Origin of the sequence: Aeromonas sp. S8(2024) (assembly GCF_041403085.1) — a bacterium.
Lineage (GTDB): Bacteria > Pseudomonadota > Gammaproteobacteria > Enterobacterales > Aeromonadaceae > Aeromonas > Aeromonas dhakensis.
In genome coordinates this window covers 1-15391 of record NZ_JBGLRF010000011.1, presented here as the reverse complement: position 1 = coordinate 15391, position 15391 = coordinate 1, and the positions used below count along the sequence as shown (strand labels likewise).

Sequence of the window (15391 nt, the reverse complement as noted above, 5' to 3'; positions counted from 1 at the left end):
CGCACAGAGCCCGCACGGGGCGGGCTCTGCATGGCGATAAAACAACAGGGCTAGGCTATTTGAACAAGCCCTTGAGCAGCTGATCGGCCACCCCCTTCACCCCTTCGTTGTCGGCCTTGTCACCCAGCAGCTTCTTGAGACCGCGCTCGGCCTCCTTGCGGGCCTTCTCCTCCAGCAGCTTGTTGTTGCTGAGCAGTGCCTTCACGTCGAGCCGGTAACTCGGCGCCTGCCAGTGGCCGCCGATGCGCACCGGTATGGTGATGTCCTTAAGCTCGTCCACATCCTTGCCCCCCTGCCCCTTGCTGCTCTCCACCACGGAGGTGAGGAACAGGAAGTCGAGGGTCTCCGGCACCAGAGCGGTCTGGCCCTGCCCCTTCACCCGCAGAGCGGGGGCGAACAGCTGGATGTCGTCGCTCTGGGCGACCCCGTCGGCAATCCGGAAGCTGGCGGTGAGGGCGCTGAAGTCGGTCTTGCGCGCCTCCTTCACCTGATCCGCCCCCTTGCCGGTCAGGGTGGCCCGTGCCTCGCGGATCATCTCAGCCAGGTTGATGCCGTGCAGGGCACCATCGCTCAACTTGAGGTTCACCTTGCCCTGCATCCGGCTGCGCAGCGCCAGTTCGGAGAGGCCGGCCCCCTGCACCTCGACCTCGAGATCCCCCTTGCCCTCCAGCAGATCGGTCTGGGCCAGGGTCTGCAGCAGCGGCCGCACATCGACCCCCTGTACCCGCTTGTGGGCCTGATAGCGAGCCGGCTTTTGCCGCGCATCGAGCACGCCGCTGGCCGTCACCTTGCCACCGGCCACGCCGGCGCTGAACTGCTTGAGGGTGAGCTGGCCACCGGCCAGGGCGAGCTGCAGGTCGACGGCGCTCAGATCCAGTCCCTTCAACCGCACACTGCCCAGCTGCAACCGGCCGGCCAGATCCACCGACTTGAGGGCGGTCAGATCCGGTTCGGCCGTGGAGAGCGCCTTGGCGGCGGGGGCGGCGGCCTGCGCCGTCGTCCCGGCCGGGGCTGCCGCGCCCGAACTGGCCGCGGCGGGTGCGGCCTTGGCCGGCTGACCGAGCCAGCCGTCAAGATCCAGCTTCTCCCCCTTGAGGTCGAATTCCACCCTGGGCACGGCGCCCAGCTGCACGCTGCCGTTGCCACTCAGCAGGGCGTCATCCACCCCCATCACCAGGTTGGTCAGGGTCACGTTCTGCTTGTCGAGCTCGGCACGGGCAAAGCCCGCCAGCTTCACCTGCAGTTGCGGACGTGGCAGGGCATCACCGCTGAGCTTGGCGGCCAGCACGGCATCCGACACCTCCAGCAGTTGCCGGTTCTCATCGAGCCGCGCCTTGAGGGTGCCCTCCAGGGTGCCGGCCAGGGTCGGCTTGTCCGCCGCCCCCTGGGCGCCCTGCAAACTGAGCGTGAGGCTGCTCCACTCCCCCAGCGCCAGCCGATCGGCCTTGAGGGAGAAGGCGTCGAGCCGCTGCACCGGATCCTTCAGGTTCCCCTCCAGGCTGAGCTCCTTGAGCTCGCTGCGGCTCTCATCCTGGGCCAGCTTGAGCTGGGCCTGCCCCTTGAGATCAAATGCCAGCACCCCCTGGGCCCCCTTGGCGGCCAGGGTCACCGGCACCCACTGATCCACCACCAGCTGGCCCAGGTTCAGGTCCAGTTGTTCGAGGCGGGAGACGGTGCCGTTGCGATCGTCCTGCAGCAGGGCGCTGGCCTGTTGCAGCTCCACCCCTTGCAGGCTGATCTGCCAGGGTTGCTTGTCACTGGCGGCCGGGGCAGCCGGCTGACTCTCGCCCGCCGGCGAGGCATCCGCCCCCTGTTTGGTCGTCTTGATGAGATCGCTCAGGTTGGAGCTGCCGTCAGCCTTGGTCTGGATAAACAGGTGGGCACCACTCAGGGTCACCTTGCCTATCTCAAGCTTGTGGGAGAGCAGCGGCAGCAGGCCCACCGAGGCCTCCCCGCGCTCGAAGCGCACCAGGTCGGGCTCGGCAAAGCCGGCGGGGTTGCGCAGCGCCACCTTCTCGAGAGAGAGGCCAAGGCTCGGCCAGAAGCGCCAGCCGATCGCCCCCTCCATCACCAGCTCGCGGCCGGTGCTCTTGCGCACCTGCTCAACCAGCTGAGGCTTGAACTGATTGGGGTCGATGAGGGACACCAGGGCGGTGATGGCCACCACTGCCGCCAGCGCCAACCCCAGCAGGATGTAGATGATCTTCTTCACGATGGGCTCCTTGAATGCGGATCTTGTGACTGACTATACCACCGGGGGGATAACAGATGGGGCCCGTCTGCCAAAACGGGCCAGCGGCGAGACAGGGATGGTCGCAGGTCGGCGTTCAAACGCGCGGCAATAAAAAGGGCCCCGCAGGGCCCTGATGATAGTGGATGGCTGGTGCCCGTCTCGCTCGGATCAAGGTTGACGCGGCAGCTCCCGGTAGCCCATCTCGTACAGGGTGAAGGCATAGATGTCCGCACTCTGCTCAATCAGCTTGGCCACCGGCGTACCCGCCCCGTGCCCGGCATTGGTCTCGATGCGGATGAGCTGGGGATGGGGGCCGGCATTGTCGGCCTGCAGGGTGGCGGCAAACTTGAAGGAGTGAGCCGGCACCACCCGATCGTCGTGATCCGCCGTGGTCACCATAGTCGAGGGGTAGCTGACCCCGGGTCGGACGTTGTGCAGCGGCGAGTAGCCCTTCAAGTAGTCGAACATGGCCTCGCTGTCGGCGCTGGTGCCGTAGTCATAGGCCCAGCCCGCACCGGCGGTGAAGGTGTGGTAGCGCAGCATGTCGAGCACCCCCACCGCTGGCAGGGCAACCCGCATCAGATCCGGCCGCTGGGTCATCACGGCCCCCACCAGCAGACCGCCGTTGGAGCCACCGCGGATCGCCAACCGATCGGTGCGGGTGTAGCCCTCGGCCTTGAGGTACTCGGCCGCCGCGATGAAATCGTCGAACACGTTCTGTTTGTTCTGCTGGGTGCCCGCCAGGTGCCAGGCCTGACCGTACTCGCCGCCCCCGCGCAGGTTGGCCACCGCATAGACGCCCCCCAGATCCAGCCAGTTGGCTACCGACACGCTGAAGCTCGGGGTCAGGCTCACGTCGAAACCGCCATAACCGTAGAGGATGGTCGGGTTGCTGCCATCGAGTTTCAGCCCCTTGCGGTAGCTGATGATGAGCGGCACCCGGGTGCCGTCCTTGCTCTGGTAGAAGCGCTGCTCGGAGACGTAATCCTCCGGCTTGAACGGCGCCGCCGAGGCGCGATAGAGGCTGATGGCGCCGCTCTTTGGCTCGAACCGATAGAGAGTGGGCGGCAGGGAATAGTTTTCGAAGCCGAAGTAGAGGGCGGGATCATCGTGCTTGCCGTTGAAGCCGCTGACGCTGCCAAGGCCGGGCAGCGCCACCTCGCGCACCCGTTTGCCCTCGTAGTCGAACTGCTCGACCCGGGCGGTGGCATCCACCATGTATTCGGCGAACAGATAGCCGCTGCCGCTGTGCACCGTCAGCACCTGCTGACGCTCGGGGATAAGGTCGCGCCAGTGGGCCGGCCCCGGGTTGGCGGCATCCACCGTCACCAGCCGACGGTTGGGGGCGTCCCGGTTGGTCAGCAGGTAAAGGGTGCCGCCCTTGTTGTCCACCAGGCTCACATCCGCGTCCAGATCCCCCTGCACCGTCAACAGCGGCGCGTTCTCCTGGCTCAGATCCTTCACATAGAGGCGGTTGCCGGAGGTGGAGTTCGCCGCCGAGATGAGCAGGAAGCGGTCATCCTCGGTAACGGTCGCCCCCACGTAGCGGTGGTGCTGGGCCGGGATGGCGCCGAACACCAGCCGGTCATCCTCCTGCGCCGTGCCGAGCCGGTGGAAATAGACCTTGTGCTGATCGGTCTTGGCCGACAGCTCGCTGCCGTCGGGCTTGTCGTAGCTCGAGTAGAAGAAGCCCTCGTTGCCGAGCCAGCTGATGCCGCTGAACTTCACATCCTTGAGGGGCGCCTCCAGCGGCAGCTTGCTCTCCACGTCCATCAGGTGGATCTCGCGCCAGTCGCTGCCCGCCAGCGACAAGGAGTAGGCCAGGATGCGGCCATCGCGGGAGAAGCTCAGCTGATCCAGCGCCGTGGTGCCATCGGGGCTGAGGGTATTGGGATCGAGGAACACCTCGGCCGACTTGCCCTCCTGCTGGCGCCACAGCACGTTCTGGTTCTGCAGGCCGTCGTTCTTGAAGAAGTAGTGGTAGCGCCCCTCGCGAAACGGCGCCCCCTCCTTGGCGTAGTTCCAGGAGGCGGCCAGCTTCTCCTTGATGGCGGCGCGATACGGGATCTGTGCCAGGTAGTCCCGGGTCACGGCATTCTGGGCCTTGACCCAGGCCTCGGTCTCGGGGCTGCGATCATCCTCCAGCCAGCGATAGGGGTCGGCCACGGCCTGACCGAAGTAGTGATCCACCTGCTCACCCTGGCGGGTGACGGGGTAGTGAAGGCGCGTTTTCCCTGACATGGCATCCTCTTGGGTTGGCTGGCCGCTGCACGCACAGAGCAGTGACAGGGCCAGCAGGCTGACAATCGCTCGCATCGATGCGGCTCCCTGCGGTTTCAGTGAAGCGGGCAGGTTAGCAAAGAGTGCCGGATGGCCCAACCCCCCAGCGGGTGACCAGGCAACATGAGCGGGAAACCGCCACAACCCGGAGAAATCGGAGTCATATGAATTTTTTCGCTTAGGTTTGCCAGTTTATTTTGTTTGTTATCCGGCACTTGGGTCACAGGATGAAATAAGACACCAGCCAACGTGAGCCATTCAGGATAAAGCATGCCGTACAGCTACCTATCACACCTGCGTTGCAGCAAGACCGGCGAGATGGTGGATGCCGATCAGCCCCAGCAGCTGAGCCCGGTCGGCGCCCCCTTGCTGGCCAGCTACGACCTCGAGGCCCTGAAGCAGGCCTGGCACCCGGCCGCCCTGCTGGGTCGTCCCGCCAGCCTGTGGCGTTACCACGAGCTGCTGCCGGTACGCGACCCCGCCCAGGTGGTCACCCTGGGGGAAGGCTTCACCCCGCTGTTGCCGCTGCCGCGTCTCGGCAAGCAGGTCGGCATTCCGGATCTCTGGATGAAGGATGAGAGCCTCACCCCCACCGGCTCCTTCAAGGCCCGCGGCGCCGCGGTCGGTGTCTCCCGCGCCCGCGAACTCGGCGTCAGCCACTTCGCCATGCCCACCAACGGCAACGCAGGTGCGGCCTGGGCACTCTACGGCGCCCGCGCCGGCTTGTGCAGCACCATAGTCCAGCCGCAGGCAGCCCCCGCCATCACCCGGCTAGAGAGCGCCCTGGCCGGTGCCCGCCTCTATCTGGTGGACGGCCTCATCAGCGACGCCGGTCGCCAGGTGGCCGAGGCGGTGGTGCAGCAGGGGCTGTTCGATGCCTCCACCCTCAAGGAGCCCTATCGCATCGAGGGCAAGAAGACCATGGGGTTTGAAATCGCCGAGCAGCTCGGCTGGACCCTGCCGGACGTGATCCTCTACCCCACCGGCGGCGGGGTCGGCCTCATCGGCATCTACAAGGCGCTGCGGGAATTGCAGGAGCTGGGCTGGGTGCAGGGGCCGCTGCCGCGCCTGGTAGCGGTGCAGGCGAGCGGCTGCGCGCCCATCGTCCAGGCCTGGCAGCAGGGGGAGCGCGAATCGCGCTTCTGGCCCGACTCCCAGACCCTGGCGTTCGGCATCAATGTGCCCAAGGCGCTGGGGGATTTTCTGGTGCTGGACGCCCTCTATCGCACCGAGGGCTGCGCCATCGCGGTGGAAGATGGCACCATCCAGCGCGAGCTGCGTCAGCTCGCCTCTCAGGAGGGCTGCTTCGTCTGCCCGGAAGGGGCGGCCGCCTTCGCCGCCGCCCGCCAGTTGCGGGAAGCGGGCTGGATCCAGGGAGGCGAGCGGGTGGTGGTGCTCAACACCGGTGCCGGCATCAAGTACCCGGATGCCATCACGGTCGTGCCCCAGCGGCTACGCCGCGACGGGAGGATCCCGGCATGAGCTTCGACTGGTCCTTTGTTCTCAGCACCCTGCCGGCGTTCGGCCAATCGGTCTGGGTCACCCTGCAGCTCGGCGCCATCGTGATCCTCACCTCGCTCGCCGTGGCGATGCTCAATGTGACCCTGCTGAGCCTGCACAAGCCCTGGCTGAACGGGGTGATCCGCGCCTATGTAGAGCTGGCCCGCAACACGCCGCTCTTGATCCAGCTGTTCTTTCTCTACTTCGGGCTGCCGGCGCTCGGCCTGTCGCTGTCGGGCTTTGCCACGGCGGTGATCGCCATGACCTTCCTCGGCGGTGGCTACCTGACCGAGGCGCTGCGGGCGGGCATTCAGGCTGTCCCCCCCAGCCAGCTGGAGGCCGGGCGAGCCATCGGCCTCTCCCGCTGGCAGCTGCTGCGCCACGTGCAACTGCCCCAGGCCTGGCTTGCCAGCCTGCCTGCGCTGTTTGCCAACTTCATCTTCCTGCTCAAAGAGACCACGGTCGCCTCGGCGGTGGCCGTGCCGGAGCTGCTCTACACCACCAGGAACTACATCGCCCTCTACTACAAGACCTACGAGATGCTGGCGGTGCTGACCTTGATGTGCGTGCTGATCTTTCTGCCGCTGTCGCTCGCTCTGCGCGTCGTTGAAAGGAGGCTGCAACATGGTCAGTTCGGTCATTGAATCGCTGATGCAGGCATCGATCGTCCTGCTACCGCTATCACTCGTCACCAAGGTGCAGGAAAGGAGGGCTCGCTATGGTCAGTCCGGTCACTGAGCAGCTGACGCAGGCGCTGCCGCTGCTGGCGGTGGGCGCGGGCCAGACCCTCGCCATCTCGCTGCTAGCCATCCTGTTCGCCACCCTGGGCGGGGTCGGTTACGGCGTGCTGGCGCAGCAGGGCGGTCGGTTGGTGCAGGGGCTGCTGCGTCTCTATCTCGAGCTGTTTCGGGTGGTGCCCGTGCTGGTCTGGCTCTACCTCTTCTTCTTCGGGCTGCCGATCTTCTTTGGCCTGGATATCCCGGCCTTCTGGTGTGCCGTGCTGGTGCTGGCCCTGTGGGGCGCCAGCGAGGTAGGCGAAGTGGTGCGCGGCGGCCTGGGATCCCTCGCCCGCGGCCAGCAGGAGGCCGGCCTGGCGCTCGGGCTCTCCCGCTGGCAGCTCTATCGCCACGTGCTGCTGCCCCAGGCGCTGCAACGGCTGACGCCGCCGACCATCAACATCTACACCCGCATCATCAAGACCAGCTCGCTAGCGGTGCTGATCGGGGTGGTGGAGGTGATCAAGGTGGGCCAGCAGATCATCGAGCGCACCTATGGCTCGCTGCTCATCTACGCTCTGCTGTTCCTGTTCTTTTTTCTGGTCTGCTATCCGCTCTCGCTCGCCTCGCGCCGGCTGGAGCAACAATGGGGTAATGCGGTATGACACCTCTGCTTGAGCTCAATGCTGTCAGCAAACAATTCGGCCAACACCGGGTACTGGATGAGGTCAGCCTCACGGTGAACGCCGGGGAAGTGATCGTCATCCTGGGGCCGAGCGGCTGCGGCAAGAGCACATTGCTGCGCACCCTCAACGGGCTCGAACCCATTCAGGGGGGCGAGATCCGCTTCGACGGAGAGTTGCTGGATGCCAGCACCGACTGGCAGCGGCTGCGACAACGCATCGGCATGGTGTTCCAGAGCTATCACCTGTTCCCCAACCTGACGGTGCTGGAGAACGTGCTGCTCGGCCCCCTGCAGGTGCAGAAGCGGGAGCGGGCCGAGGCCCTGCTGCAGGCGGAACAGCTGCTGACCCGCATCGGCCTGTGGGAGCGGCGCCACGACTATCCACGCCAGCTCTCCGGTGGCCAGCAGCAGCGCATCGCCATCGTGCGGGCCCTGTGCATGAACCCGCAGGTGATGCTGTTTGACGAGGTGACCGCTGCGCTGGATCCCGAGATGGTGCAGGAGGTGCTGGAGGTGATCCGCGATCTCGCCGGCAGCGGCATGACCCTGCTCATCGTCACCCACGAGCTGGCGTTCGCCCAGGCGGTGGCGGATCGCATCGTCTTCATGGACGGCGGCCACATTCTGGAGCAGGCCGCCCCCCATCAATTTTTCGACAATCCCAGGAGCCAGCGTGCCCGCCAGTTCCTCGCCAAGTTTTCTTATACAACTGTCATCAAACGAAAGGAGTCAGCATGAAAAAAATCACCTCGGTTCTGTTCAGTGCCTTGTTGGGACTGGGTCTCGCCAGCGGCGCCTCCCATGCGGCGGACGGTTCCCTCGACAAGATCAAGGCCCGTGACAAGCTCATCGTCGGCGTCTTCACCGACAAGCCCCCGTTTGGCTATGTGGACGAGAAGGGCAACTACGTCGGCTTTGACACCGACCTCGGTCGCCGTTTCGCCAAGGATCTGCTGGGGAACGAGAACAAGGTCGAGTTCGTGGCGGTGGAGCCCGCCAGCCGCATCCCCTTCCTGCAGAGCGACAAGGTGGATCTCATCCTCGCCAACATGACGGTGACCCCGGAGCGGCGGCAGGTGGTGGACTTCACCAACCCGAACCTGCGAGTGGCGGTACAGGTGCTGGTGCCGGAGAAGAGCGCCGCCAAGGGGCTGGACGATCTCGCGGACAAGACCCTGATCGTCACCACCGGCACCACGGCCGACATCTGGCTGACCCGCAACCACCCGGAGTGGAAGGTGCTCAAGTTCGAGAAGAACACCGAATCCCTGCAGGCGCTGGCCCAGGGCCGTGGCGACGCCTATGCCCAGGACAACCTGGTGCTGTTCAGCTGGGCCAAGGAGAACCCGGGCTATCGGGTGCTGCCCGAGAAGCTGGGCTCGGAAGACCCCATCGCGCCGGCGGTGAAGAAGGGCAATATCGAGCTGCGGGACTGGGTCAACGACCGTCTCGCCAAGCTGGGGGAAGAGCAGTACCTGCTGAAACTCTACGACCAGTATGTGCGCGATCACTTAAGCGCCGATACCGATCCCGACGACGTGATAGTGGAAGGAGGCAAGTGGCAGGGCTGAGCCTGCCAGAAGTGCTGAGAGTGTGATGTGTGTGAAGTCTTGGTTCCGTTGGTCCGCAAACCGCAAGGTTTGACCTTTCAGGCGTCCCCTTCGGGTGGCGCCTTTTTTTCGCATGGGAAAAAGAACCGGGCCAGGGGCCCGGTTGAAAACCCGCGCAGAGCAGGCTGTGTCACGTCGATGACACGGTTCAGGCTGCCGGACTGGCACAGGGTGCCGTCCGGCCAATTCGCCGCGCCGCCGGGGGCGGGATGAGCCCTCGGCAACGCCGGCGAATGGGGTGGCGCCGCGGGCGCCGAAGAGAGTGCCAACTCCCGCTCCAGGGCGTGGATGGGGTCCATCCGCGCCGCCCGCCGCGCCGGGAAGAAGCCGAACAGCACGCCGATGAGGCTCGAGCAGAAGAAGGCCATCAGCACGGCGTCCAGGGAGTAGCTCAGGCTGAACTGGCTGCTGAAGTGCTCGAACAAGACGCCGACCAGCAGGGAGAGCAGCACCCCGGCCGCCCCGCCCAGCAGGCAGACCAGCACCGCCTCGATCAAGAACTGCTGCAGTATGTCGCCGGTTCTGGCCCCCACCGCCATCCGCACGCCGATCTCGCAGGTGCGCTCGCTCACCGACACCAGCATGATGTTCATCACCCCGATGCCGCCCACCACCAGGGAGATGAGCGCAATCATGGCGATCAAGAGAGTCAGGGTGGCATTGGTGCTGGTGATCGCCTGACGGATGCTGTCGGTGTTGAGCACGAAGAAATCCTGACTGCCGTGACGCTCGCGCAGCAGGCGGGTGATGCCATCCTCGGCGGCGGCCAGCGCCACCTCATCCTGCACCCGCACGCTGATGCTGCGCAGGTGGCTCTGGCCCAGCATCCGCGTCATGGCCGTGGTGTGGGGGATCCAGACGTTGAGGTTCTCGTCGCTGCCAAAGCCGCTCTGGTTGCGGGCCACCACCCCGATCACCCGGCACGGCAGGCTACCCAGCAGGATCACCTGACCGAGTGGCGACTCCCCCGCGGCAAACAGGCGCGCCAGGCTGTTCTCGTCGATCACCACCTCCTGCGCCATGTCGGCCACGCTGGTGGCATCGAACAGCATGCCTTGCAGCAGTCGATAGCCGCGCACCTGGAAGAACTGCTCCCCCACCCCGTTCACCGAACCCAGCACCGCCTGACTGCCCCGGCGCAGGGTGACGCTGGTGGCCAGGCTGGGGGTCACGCTGTGCACATAACCAAGCCCGGCGAGGGCCTCGGCATCCTCCACCCTGAGGGTCAGGATCGCCTCGGCCCGCCGATCACCGAAGCCGCTGCCGGGGAAGATCTCCAGGGTGCTGGTGCCCATGGCGTTGATGTTGGCCAGCACCTGCTGCTGGGAGCCGCGCCCGAGCGCCACCACAGACACCACGGCGGCGATACCGATGATGATGCCGAGCATGGTGAGGAAGGTGCGCATGCGCTGGGCCTGCATGGCCAGCAGCGCCATCTTGAAGGCGGCGCCGAGCCGCCCGGCCAGGCCACCGCGAGCCCCTTCGCCGACCCGGGACGCAATGTGTGCGGGAAGCGGCTGTGCCGGCTCATAACGACGGTCGGCCACCACCTCGCCATCTTTCAGCTCGATGATCCGCTCGGCCTGCTCGGCGATCACCATGTCGTGGGTCACGATCACCAGCGTATGCCCCTCGCGGTGCAGCCCATTCAATATGCCGAGCACCTCGGCCCCGCTCTGGCTGTCGAGGGCGCCGGTCGGCTCGTCCGCCAGGATCACCTGACCGCCGTTGATGAGGGCGCGGGCAATGCTGACCCGCTGCTGCTGGCCGCCGGAGAGCTGGCTCGGCTTGTAGTCGAGCCGGCTGCCGAGCCCGAGTCGCTGCAGCAGGCTCTCGGCCCGCGCCTTGCGCGCATCGCCAGCCAGACCGGCATAGAGGGCGGGCAGCGCCACGTTGTCGCGGGCACTGAGATCCCCCAGCAGGTGGTAGCGCTGAAAGATGAAGCCGAAGTGCTCGCGGCGCAGGGTCGCCAGCGCATCGGCCGTCAGCCGGCTCGTCTCCCGTCCGGCCACCCGGTAGTCGCCCTCGCTCGGCTGATCGAGGCAGCCCAGAATATTGAGCAGGGTCGACTTGCCGGAGCCGGAGGCGCCGACGATGGCCACCATCTCGCCCCGCGCTATGGTCAGGTCGATGCCCTTGAGCACCTCGACGCGCCGCTCCCCGTCGCCAAAATGGCGGCGGATACCGCTCAGTTGCAGCAGTGGTTCTCTCATCATCACATCCCCATGGGCGGACCCATCCGCCCGCTCTGCTGGTGCTGGGCCGTCAACTGGCTCACCACCACGGCCTCCCCCTCCGCCAACCCGTCCAGGATCTGGGCATCCACCTTGTTGTTGAGGCCGACCTTCACCTGCCGCCACTGGGGGCGACCGCCCTCATCCACCACCTGTACCCGCCCCTCGCTCAGGGCGATGGCCGGGATCACCAGGGCGTTGCGTTCGGTCGCCAGCACAATGTGCACCTGGGCCGTCATGCCGATGCGCAGGGCCCGCTGCGGATTTTCCACCTCGAACAGGCCGTTGTAGTAGACGGCCGTGCTGGTCGAACTGCTGCTGGTCGTGTCGTCGTTGATGGTGTCGGGGGCGGGCTCGATGGCACGCAGGCTGGCCTGGTAGCGCTGCTCGGGCGCTCCTAGCACGGTGAAATAGCTGGGCAAGCCGGCCTTCACCCTGATCACGTCCGCCTCCGAGATCTGCGCCTCCACCGTCATGGTGTCGAGCCGTGCCACCTTGACCATGGTCGGGGTACTCTGCACCGCGTTGACCGTCTGCCCCTGCTCCACCGGGATCGCCACTATGGTGCCCGCCATGGGGGAGACGATGCGGGTGTAACCCAGGTTCACTTTGGCGGTATCGACCGCGATGCGGGCCTGCACCGCCTGCGCCGTCAACGCCCGGATGTCGGCACGGGTGGCCGTCAGGGTCGCCTCCGCGCTGTCGTAGTCGGCCTGACTGCCCAGTCCCCGAGCCAGCACCTTGCGCTGGCGCTCGAAGGCCAGCTGGTTGTTGCGCAAAGTTGCCCGGCGTGAGGCCAGCTGGGCCTGCACGTTGTCGAGAGCAGCTTCGGCATCCTTGAGGGCGTTCTGCTGGGTGAGATCGTCGATCTCGACCAGCAGATCGCCCTGCCTCACCTCGTCCCCCAGTGCCACGTGCAGCGCCTTGATTTGCCCCGACACCTGGGCCCCCACACTCACCAGCTTCTGGGCCTGCAGGGTGCCGTCGGCCAGCACGCTCTGCTCCAGATCCCGCCGCTCGACCGAAGCCGTGATATAGGCGGCAGCCGGCGCCGCCCTGGAAGGCAGCCACAGCCAGCCGGCGCCGACCAGCAGCAGGGCGGGCAGCAGCAGGCGAACAGCAGGGAGACGGACAGGGGGCATCGCGGATATCCTTGGCTTAAACAGAGGGTGAAGCAGACCCGGGCAATCTACTCCAATGTCCGGTTAAGCCTCTTGCAGGGCAGTGTAAGGATTGCGTAAAAGCAGCTGTCAAGCGGAGACGGACACGGGAAAATGGCGCCAACCCGAGACGGAGAAGAGCGATGAAGATCCTGCTGGTGGATGATGATCTGGAGCTTGGCACCATGCTGAGCGAATACCTGGGCGGCGAAGGCTTTGCCACCACCCATGTGCTGACCGGCAAGAGCGGCGTGCAGCACGCCCTCTCCGGCAACTATGCCGCCGTGGTGCTCGACATCATGCTGCCCGATCTGAATGGCAGCGAGGTGCTGCGCCAGATCCGCCGCGACAGCCGGATCCCCGTCATCATGCTCACCGCCAAGGGGGACAATATCGATCGGGTGATCGGACTCGAGATGGGGGCCGATGACTATGTGCCCAAGCCCTGCTACCCGAGGGAGCTGGTGGCCAGACTGAGGGCCGTGCTGCGCCGGGTCGAGCCTGCCCCCGCCCATCCGGGCAAAGAGCAGGGCCTGCGCCTTGGCGAGCTGGTGCTCTCCCCCGCCACCCGTCAGTGCCACTGGCAAACGCAGCCGCTGGAGCTGACCGCCACCGAGTTCAACCTGCTGGAGCTGCTGCTGCGATCGCCGGAGCGGGTGGTCAGCAAGGATGAGCTCTCCCTGCATGGGCTGGGCCGCCCACGCGAGCCCTATGATCGCAGCGTCGACGTGCACATCTGCAATATCCGCCAGAAGCTGCAGGCCCTCGCGGGCGAAGCCATCGGCATCGAGACGGTGCGCAGCATAGGATACCGGCTGGCATGATCCTCAAGGGGCGCCTGTTCTGGAAGATCCTGTTCGGCTTCTGGTTCACCATCATCATGATGAGCCAGCTGCTGTGGGTGGCGTTCAGCCTCTATCGCCACGAAGGGTCGCCGGAGCAGCGCATGGCCAACCAGCTGGCCGAACGCCAGCTGGAGGCGGCCGCCAGCCTGCTGCAGCGACAGGGACCGGCTGCAGTCGCAGCCCTGCAGGCCAGCTGGCCGGCTCAGGAGCGAAGGCTGCTGCAGCTTGAACCGATCACAACAGAGCCAGCCACGACGCTGGGCGGCCGCATCCTGCTGGGGGCCGATGGCCAGCGCTATCTGCTCGACTATGACGGCGCCGGTCTGCTGCAGTTGCTGGCCCCGCCCCAGCCCCATCGCAACTGGCTCAACATGCCGCCCCCCATGTGGTGGATCGGCGGGCTTGGCGGCCTCTTCTTCAGTGCCCTGCTCGCCTGGCACCTGACCCGTCCCATGAACCGCTTCCGACAGGGGTTCGCACGCCTCGCCCAGGGAGATCTGGCAGTGCGCCTCTACCCCGCCATGCGGCGGCGCCACGACGAGATCAGCGATGCGGCCCGCGACTTCGATGCCATGGCCGAACGGCTGCAACTGCTGGTGGAGAGCCGCGAGCAGCTGTTGCATGACGTCTCCCACGAGCTGCGATCCCCCCTTGCCAGGTTGCAGCTGGCCATCGGCCTCGCCCAGCAGGATCCGGCCAGGATCGAGGGATCCCTCGAGCGGATCCAGCTCGAGACCCAGCGCATGGACAAGATGATCGGCGAGCTGCTGACCCTCACTCGTGCCGGCCATGGCGAGCGGGATGGCGAGGAGTATTACGATCTGCAGGGACTGGTCGACGCCGTGGTGAGCGATGCCCGCTACGAGGCGCAGCACATGGGGGTCGAGATAAAAACCTGGGTGGATGAAACCCGGGAGTACACGGTCTGCGGACAGGCGGAGCTGATCCGCCGGGCCCTCGACAACGTGCTTCGCAATGCCCTGCGCTTCTCGCAAGCAGGCCAGTGCATCCACCTGACCCTGATGCACCAGGGCTGCGAGTTCGTCATCGAGGTGGCGGATCAGGGGATGGGGGTGGATGAGAGCAAGCTCTCCAGCATCTTCGATCCCTTCGTGCGGATCGGCTCCCCCGCCGCAGGCAAGGGCTATGGGCTGGGCCTTGCCATCACCCGCAAGGCCATCCAGGCCCGGGGCGGGCGGGTCGACGCCAGAAACGGCGAAGAGGGCGGCCTGATCGTCACCCTCCACCTGCCGGGCTAGCTGCTCCGCCCAGTCATCACTGCTGCTGGTTAGCCCCGCAGCCGCTGCAATTGACTGATGGCGGCGCCGGTAGAGCGAAAGGCAAACTCGGCAGGGGCAAGGCCGGCCAGCTTGCGCCACTCACAGGCGGCCACATCGTCGGCCGCCGCCACCAAAGGCTTGTGCGCCAACTCCAGCAGAAAGACGGTGTCGCAGGTGTGATAGGTCACATCGTCATAGGGATAGACGTTGGCATAGGAGCCCAGGTAGCGCAGCGTCTCCCCCGTCAGATCCAGCCCCAGCTCCTCCTTGAGCTCCCTCACCAAGGCTTCCTCCAGCGATTCGCCGGGATCGACGAAGCCCCCCGGCAGATCCAGCAAGCCCCGGCCGGGATCCCGGGCCCGCACCGCGACCAGCAGCTCGTCCTGCCAGCACAGTGCCACCATCACGGCCGACGCCACATTCTGGAAATAGTGAAAACCACAGCCACAGGCAAACTCTTTCTCGCTGTGCTGTTGCAGCGTTCCGAAACCACAACGGGGACAAAACATAGGGGGACTCTCATCTGACACCAAAGGCGCATTGTATGCCGAACCTCATCCCTGATGGAAAGCCTTGAGGCACAACGCCCATGACGTGATAAATCAGCGGGATATAAAAGAGGGAGAAAAGGTAATAGAGAGGGAAGCAAACGAAAAAAAGCCCAGTCGTTAGACTGGGCTTCTTGTTCGTGGCGGAGCGGACGGGGAGACGGACAGAGTCCGGCTCAAGCACAAAGGACAAAGGACAACAGACAGGGACCGAGTTGCCAGTGGCAAGTCGCAGCCCTGGCGGTTGTCTCTTGTTTCCTCATCCCGTTTGCAAAAGCCAGATAGCAAAAAGGCCTTCCC

At 65.7% G+C, this 15391-nt stretch carries 11 protein-coding genes and 1 pseudogene; 7 read left to right on the top strand and 5 right to left on the bottom strand.

All coding sequences use genetic code 11. The annotated features are described in order from the left end of the window. Positions 1-55 precede the first annotated feature (55 nt). Positions 56-2212 (bottom strand): AsmA family protein, encoded by a 2157-nt coding sequence (locus ACB031_RS20050; protein ID WP_319906743.1) that lies wholly within the window; start codon positions 2210-2212, stop codon positions 56-58. Between the two features lie 189 nt (positions 2213-2401). Then, on the bottom strand, positions 2402-4549 hold the full coding sequence (locus tag ACB031_RS20045; RefSeq protein WP_010635058.1) for a prolyl oligopeptidase family protein: 2148 nt from the start codon (positions 4547-4549) through the stop codon (positions 2402-2404). A gap of 234 nt (positions 4550-4783) precedes the next feature. Between ACB031_RS20045 and ACB031_RS20040 the strand changes: the two genes are divergently transcribed. The 5 genes from ACB031_RS20040 to ACB031_RS20020 all read left to right on the top strand — a co-directional run bounded on the left by ACB031_RS20040 (position 4784) and on the right by ACB031_RS20020 (position 8985). Continuing rightward, positions 4784-5995, top strand: a complete 1212-nt coding sequence (locus tag ACB031_RS20040; protein ID WP_010635059.1) for a threonine synthase — start codon at positions 4784-4786, stop codon at positions 5993-5995. Next, complete coding sequence (locus tag ACB031_RS20035; protein WP_252420687.1) at positions 5992-6657, top strand: amino acid ABC transporter permease; 666 nt, start codon at positions 5992-5994, stop codon at positions 6655-6657. The genes ACB031_RS20040 and ACB031_RS20035 overlap by 4 nt, the downstream gene beginning before the upstream one ends. Positions 6658-6731: 74 nt before the next feature. Next, positions 6732-7394 carry an amino acid ABC transporter permease gene (locus ACB031_RS20030; protein WP_010635061.1) on the top strand — a complete coding sequence of 221 codons (663 nt, stop codon included), beginning with the start codon at positions 6732-6734 and terminating at the stop codon, positions 7392-7394. Continuing rightward, entirely contained in the window at positions 7391-8152 is a 762-nt protein-coding gene (locus ACB031_RS20025; protein WP_319906739.1) for an amino acid ABC transporter ATP-binding protein, read from the top strand. The genes ACB031_RS20030 and ACB031_RS20025 overlap by 4 nt, the downstream gene beginning before the upstream one ends. Next, the gene (locus tag ACB031_RS20020; protein WP_371140121.1) at positions 8149-8985 is read left to right on the top strand and encodes a transporter substrate-binding domain-containing protein; all 837 of its coding nucleotides are present in this window, start codon (positions 8149-8151) and stop codon (positions 8983-8985) included. Before ACB031_RS20025 ends, ACB031_RS20020 begins: the two co-directional genes overlap by 4 nt. A gap of 308 nt (positions 8986-9293) precedes the next feature. Here the strand turns inward: ACB031_RS20020 and ACB031_RS20015 are convergent. Continuing rightward, positions 9294-11237 (bottom strand): annotated as a pseudogene (locus ACB031_RS20015) (MacB family efflux pump subunit); the annotation flags it as partial. Between the two features lie 2 nt (positions 11238-11239). Beyond that, positions 11240-12400, bottom strand: a complete 1161-nt coding sequence (locus ACB031_RS20010) for an efflux RND transporter periplasmic adaptor subunit (RefSeq protein ID WP_371140120.1) — start codon at positions 12398-12400, stop codon at positions 11240-11242. A 161-nt stretch (positions 12401-12561) separates the two neighbouring features. Between ACB031_RS20010 and ACB031_RS20005 the strand changes: the two genes are divergently transcribed. Together ACB031_RS20005 and ACB031_RS20000 are read left to right on the top strand one after the other, a co-directional pair. Next, the gene (locus ACB031_RS20005; RefSeq protein ID WP_211028054.1) at positions 12562-13242 is read left to right on the top strand and encodes a response regulator transcription factor; all 681 of its coding nucleotides are present in this window, start codon (positions 12562-12564) and stop codon (positions 13240-13242) included. Next, entirely contained in the window at positions 13239-14522 is a 1284-nt protein-coding gene (locus tag ACB031_RS20000; protein WP_371140119.1) for an ATP-binding protein, read from the top strand. The genes ACB031_RS20005 and ACB031_RS20000 overlap by 4 nt, the downstream gene beginning before the upstream one ends. Before the next feature lie 29 nt (positions 14523-14551). Here the strand turns inward: ACB031_RS20000 and ACB031_RS19995 are convergent, their stop codons facing one another. Further along, positions 14552-15052 (bottom strand): NUDIX domain-containing protein, encoded by a 501-nt coding sequence (locus ACB031_RS19995; protein ID WP_371140118.1) that lies wholly within the window; start codon positions 15050-15052, stop codon positions 14552-14554. Positions 15053-15391 lie beyond the last annotated feature (339 nt).